Annotated in this window: 3 protein-coding genes; all 3 read right to left on the minus strand. The window is 45.0% G+C overall.

The window, feature by feature from the left end:
* On the minus strand, nucleotides 1–545 hold a 545-nt coding region (locus AC3DOM_RS14970), incomplete at its 3' end, for a type III pantothenate kinase (RefSeq protein ID WP_487919849.1).
* 224 nt (nucleotides 546–769) lie between these two features.
* Nucleotides 770–2,785: a hypothetical protein gene (locus tag AC3DOM_RS14975; RefSeq protein ID WP_487919850.1), complete on the minus strand. Its 2,016-nt coding sequence runs from the start codon at nucleotides 2,783–2,785 to the stop codon at nucleotides 770–772.
* A gap of 32 nt (nucleotides 2,786–2,817) precedes the next feature.
* Nucleotides 2,818–4,155 (minus strand): vitamin B12 dependent-methionine synthase activation domain-containing protein (locus AC3DOM_RS14980; RefSeq protein ID WP_487919851.1); only part of this gene is annotated, 1,338 nt, incomplete at its 5' end.

Below are 4,155 nucleotides of genomic sequence, written 5' to 3' on the forward strand. Positions count from 1 at the left end.
TTTCCGATCACCGAAGGTGGACGGGCAAGGTCTACTGGTAGGAGCTTGGCGGCATGCTCAAAGAGCGCACTCGCAGCGAGATTAACGCCGGCTGTGATCGCCCCGCCAAGATATTCGCCTTTTGCATTGACGGCGTTAAAGGTGGTCGCTGTGCCGAAATCGATCACGCAGGCAGGGCCGCCGTAGAGCTTATGAACGGCGACCGCGTCCGCAACACGGTCTGCACCGACAGCGCTCGGATCTTCGTAGAGAATACGCACGCCGGTTTTGATTCCTACATCTACCACAAGAGGGTCCAGATCCAGATATTGCGCGCAGGCTTGTTTTACATGTCTGGTTAGATTTGGCACAACAGAGGCAAGACAGATTCCTGTCAGGCAATCTTTGTCGCAGCCTGCTTGCTGGAGCACCCCCAAAAGCTGGAGCCCATATTCGTCGGGCATCCGCTTATGGTCCGTTGCCAAACGCCAATGATGTTTCAGAGTCTCGCCTTCATAGAGGCCGATGGTCAGGTTGGTGTTGCCGATATCAATGGTCAGGAGCATGGTTTTTACCAGGAAAAGGAGTTTGTTGAAGATTTTACCACCCACTTATCTCTGGATGTAGATGGAATGGGAGATTGGATTAATAAGCTCTTTGCATAATGCCCAAATGGAATTAGTCTTTGACCTTATTATGAAAGGTTGTAGGTTAATGTGTGAAAGTATACGATTTCGCATGAAAACCGCTATGGTAGTGATATTTTCTTTTTGTATATTTCAATTGTGAATTAATCAGGGCTTTCTTTTTCTACATACTTCAAAATTGAGAATATTGCGCCCTGTCGTTCAACGGTTTTCAGGATTGTTGCTTCACCATAGGCTTGATCATAATTCCAATGAGAGGTCAAGACTGCGTACCCGCCAAACTCCTTAAACTCTTCACTATTTATTCTTACTATATTCAAATCAGGACGAGAATAAGGCGTGAGGGACTGGTGTCCTACGACACCTACTCTGGCATTATTCTCTGCGAGAGGGTTAAGAGTATCTGCCAGTTCACGATAGGATGTGCGCCAGTAATCTGTTTCAAAGCGGCGGAAGGCCCCTCCCATCCCACCGACGAAGGAATTATAGTAAGTATATTCATAAGGATGAAGTTGGATGCTTTGGTAAATTCCAGGGAAGGCTAAAAGGATAATAATAATGGAACGTGCCCAGTATTTTGTAACTCTCCCCCACAGTTTTTCTAAGGCAAGTGCGGCGAGTAAGAAAAGTGCAGGAATGATAAAAAAAACTTGTCTGAAATTATCATAGAGCGGAGACTGAAGAAGGATGAGGGCACTAAATACAAATAGAAAGCCGAATAAAAAGAAGAGCAGGAAATCAGTCGGGCTATCTTTTTGAAGTAGATTTTTTATGAAGATAATAAAACCAACCAGTATTAAAAGTACAGCTGGTTCGGTAAACTGAATACCCATTAAAGTTGGTAAATATGATAGTGGGATATCTATGGCCTTGTAAAAAACACCCTTGAAAAGTATATCTCCATCCCAGGGGAATCTTGACATCATCGTAAGACTCTCAAAATAATGTTTGAGAGGCGACCTCCAAAGATATGGCCAGGTGAGGTAACTACTAAGGCTTGCCCAGGCAAGATAGGCAACAACAATAGAAAACTTACTTTGCCTTTCTTTGAAAAGAAGGTAGAGTATCACAATCCCCCCTGCCAAAGGGCCGAGCACGCGAACGGAGTTTGTTATCCCAAGAATAATGCCCGCAAATATGACATGCCATACACGCAGATTACGCCATAGGTGTTGAACGAAATTGAGCAGGTTTTTCTTTTTCATGATTTCCTTGAGGAAAAGACGGATTTTTTCTATAAAATTCATTTCATCAAACCGTTTTTTGAAATTGAGTTCTGTGAAATTTTGAGAAAGTAAGCGGCTCAAGAAAAAAAGAACGATGATGAAATTCAAAAATAAGAATGAGTATTCGGCGCGCAAAAGGAGTTGCTGTGCTTTATGGATATAGTTTTCTACTGAAATCGCATTGGATTGTGTAGCTAATCGTATAAAGATATCATGTGCCCACGCTCCTTTTGGAGCGTTGTAAAAGAATTCAACTATTTTCTCAATGGCCCAAAAGGAAAAGAGCCAAAGTATTATCCACATTCCCCCGTTAATTTTAATCCAGAAAGAAAAAAATTTTCTTTTCTTGGGTATAACCTGATGCCATTTTCTTAAAAACCTGGTAAGGTGACTTTTCAAAGAGAGCGTAATGGGTTTTTCAGCACAGGAATCTACCATCCAAAATCCGGTTAGGATGGCGAATGTAAAGAAAAACATGAAGGGAATATCTTTGGGATTAATAAACGCATGTCCCCATAACAAAGGTTGGGTAGTAAATAAAATCAAAACGCTCCAAGCTGTCACTTGCTTGAACCAGCGTTTAGTTAATAGATAAAGAGATAAGCCCGCGAACTGAAATGTAATAAAATATGAATAATGCCAAATGTCGCTTACCAAAACTTTTGGCATTATTGTTGAAAGTAATTGAGCTGGGAAATAAGCGAGAGATAAAAAGGCTGGACCGTAATTTGGCAAATTGCCTGGTCCGTAAATAGGTTCAAACAACCGCCCGAAAAAGGATGAATAAGCGGCTATCGTGGACTCTGCATATAGGTAATAATTTTCCTCATCAATACTTATACCAAAATCTTGCATTATGAAAATGCCCAGGCCTAAATTTAAGCTGAGCCAGAGAATAAGCAAAGCCTTTTCACGCATGTCATGATTTTTCATTATCATTTACTAATCCCTCTTTGTATTTCTACTTATTTTGTCAACTGTTCGGTGCGACTCTCTCCGACTGTAAAATATTTGGCATTAGGATGATGTAAAACAATCGCAGCCGTCGATTGTTCGGGGATCAATTGAAAGGCCGTGCTTAGAGTCATTCCCAATGCGGTCTCGGCCGGTAATAACTCAAAGACTTTTTTGTGATCATCCAGATCAGGAATGGCCGGATAGCCCCACGAGTAGCGTTTGCTCTGCCCTTCAGCGATCCCCATCTCACGACGGATGTGGCGATGCAGATATTCGGCAGTTGCTTCGGCAGTTTGGACTGCCAGGCCGTGGATAAAATAGCCCTCCGAGTAATCACTTGCTGCCTGCAAAGCGTCGAATTTTTCCGTCGCTTCAAGGCCGACGGTGACCACCTGAAAAGCGACCACGTCCATTTGCTCTGAGCCAACGGGCGCAAAGTAGTCCGCCAAACAGAGATTGTCACCCGTGGGTTGGCGGGGGAAGCTGAACTTTTCTATGGGAGAAACCTTAGTTGCATTAAGCGATTCTGGATCATAGATCACCAGATCATCCCCTTCTGCCTGGCAGGGCCAGAATCCATAAACTCCTTGCGGTTTCAACCAGCCCTCCTGCAAGGCATCTCTCTTCATCTTCGCCAGCCGCGATTCAAACTCCGCTTCCAGCTTTTTCCACTTTTCGCCGTGCGCATTTTTCGCGCCCCATGAAAGACGGAAAAGTTCCTTTTTATAGAGATGCTCAAAGACCAGCTCAAGCGGCATATCCTTGACGATCCGTGGACCCAGCTGCGATGGCAAGGGGATCGGGATCGGCTGGACTCGTGAACGTTGGATATTCACTTTTTTCTTGGATGGAGCAGATGCCCGCTCCGCTTCGCCCTTGACCTCGGCTTGCAACCGTTCCATCAGCGCTGGTTTCTGTTCGGCATCCTGGAGCAACTCCATTGTCTCGAGGCCTTCAAAGGCATCCTTGCAATAGAAGGCTCCGGCGCCGTACCAGGCCCCATCTTCAGTTTTATTGATCCGTCGTCCAAAACGCCGGTTGATCGCCGCACCGCCCAATAAAATCGGGATATTCTTGCCCCGTCGATGCAATTCATTGATGATCAATGGCATCTGTTTCGAGGTGCTCACCAAAAGTGCGGACAAGCCGATCGCATCGGCATTTTCCTCGATGGCGGCGTTGATGATTGTCTCGGCGGGGACTTGCTTGCCCAGGTCAACGACCTCAAAGCCATTATTGCTCAAGATCGTCTTGACGAGGTTCTTGCCAATATCATGCACATCGCCATAAACGGTAGCGAGGACGATCTTTCCTTTGGATGTCCCTTCAGCCCGCTCAAGATATTC

This window comes from Candidatus Desulfolinea nitratireducens (assembly GCF_982879505.1).

Coding starts and splice junctions, on each gene's coding strand:
- AC3DOM_RS14975 (WP_487919850.1), bottom strand. CDS start 2,785: ATGAAAAATCATGACATGCGTGAAAAGGCTTTGCTTATTCTCTGGCTC.